This is a genomic window from Alkalilimnicola sp. S0819 (assembly GCF_009295635.1).
GTDB lineage: Bacteria > Pseudomonadota > Gammaproteobacteria > Nitrococcales > WHIW01 > S0819.
Genome location: NZ_WHIW01000046.1, coordinates 1 through 597 on the forward strand (window position 1 = coordinate 1; position 597 = coordinate 597).

At 53.3% G+C, this 597-nt stretch carries 1 protein-coding gene; it reads left to right on the forward strand.

Annotation, left to right across the window (positions count from 1 at the left end; all coding sequences use genetic code 11):
- The coding region (locus tag GBG68_RS13920) for a hypothetical protein (RefSeq protein WP_226801815.1) at positions 1 to 440 on the forward strand (440 nt) is incomplete at its 5' end.
- Between the last annotated feature and the right edge of the window lie 157 nt (positions 441 to 597).

Consider the following 597-nt stretch of genomic DNA (forward strand, 5'->3'; position numbering starts at 1 on the left):
GCGGCTTACCGCTAGCCGTTAGGCTGGAGAGAACGAACGCCCCGATGCACCAGTGGACTTGGACCGATGGCTGGCTGTTGATGGCTGTTTTCATGGCGAAGCAAGGAGAGCCCGCTGAGCTACATGAAATCATTGCAGCCGCTGACGCAATGAATCATGCCATTCCCACGCCTAGTGAGCTTTCTTCGGCGTTCACCAAACTGGCACAGTGCGAAATCCTGGAGCCTGTCGGTGATCGGTACGTTGTGTCAGAAAGACACCTTTCTGGGGTTGCTACCGCCTATTCGGGCAAAGGTGGCCTCGTCAGGACGCCTGATAAAGGCCTAAAGTGGCTTCTTGAAACAAGCCACACACCATCTACGGCGGAACAGGTTGTGGTTTTGGCCGCTAAGTTCAGGCACGCTTTCAAGCAGTACCAAGCTAGGCTCAAGGAAGCCTGAGATGAAATTAGCAATACCAGTTTCTGGCTCATTAATGCACGGCAAACTGGCTTAGTTGGCACTGGAAAAGCAATAAACTCAGAAGCCTAACAAAGCGGTGAAGCCGACAGCAAAAACGCTGCGCGTTTTTCCTGCGGCTTACCGCTAGCCGTTAGCG